1 protein-coding gene is annotated in these 730 nt (G+C 55.8%); it reads right to left on the reverse strand.

From position 1 onward, the window contains the following. Positions 1-332 precede the first annotated feature (332 nt). Positions 333-730, reverse strand: a 398-nt coding sequence (locus M3G15_RS21575; RefSeq protein ID WP_311202314.1) for a transposase, incomplete at its 5' end; no start/stop codon positions are given.

The following is a 730-nucleotide window of genomic DNA, read 5'->3' on the forward strand; positions in this document are numbered from 1 at the left end:
AGAGCAAAAATGCGAGCGACGGTCGGCACGCTGCTATCCGTGGGTTGGTTACCACATGTTATGCCTTCGTCAGGGAGAGCCCTTGCAAGCTAGAAACGCACGTTCAGTTTCTTTCAAAACCTAGTGCAAACGGACTACGCAAATTCTCTCCTGAACCTTCGTTTGCTCCCGGGCCTCGTGCTCCGGCGTGAGCTTGTCAAGCGTCTTCCTTGACAAGCGGTGGGGTACAATTCAACACTTTTCCAAATCCTCATCGAAGATGAGGAACGCCACACGGCGAGTGTGGGGGTGCAGGGGGCAACGTCCCCTGCGTCCTTCATCGTCCAAAGGCGTTAGGAGGCTGCTGGCTGCTCCACGGTTCGAGCAACCGCCCATATGAACCCAATCAATTCCCGGGCCACCGCACCGACGGCCACATTCTTGTGCTTGTTCTTTCCAAACACAAGATGACGGTATTTGTAATGCAATCTTTCTTGCGCCTTCCAGGACAACAGCTGTACGTCGGCGGGCATACCATCTAATCGCTTGGCGAGATCCCCTTTTACGGCAGGACGGTGACGGTAACTCCAAGCGGACTCCACCAAAGTCCGTCGTAAGCGGCCATTTCCGGCTTTGGTCATGCTGCCGCGGCGAGTACTTAGGCCCGTGGAATACTCACGAGGGACCAGTCCCAAGTACGCCATCAGTTGCGCAGGGGAGCGAAAACGCGCAAAGGTTCCGATTTCAGCCG

Source organism: Paenibacillus sp. p3-SID1389 (assembly GCF_025151705.1).
GTDB lineage: Bacteria > Bacillota > Bacilli > Paenibacillales > Paenibacillaceae > Fontibacillus > Fontibacillus phoenicis.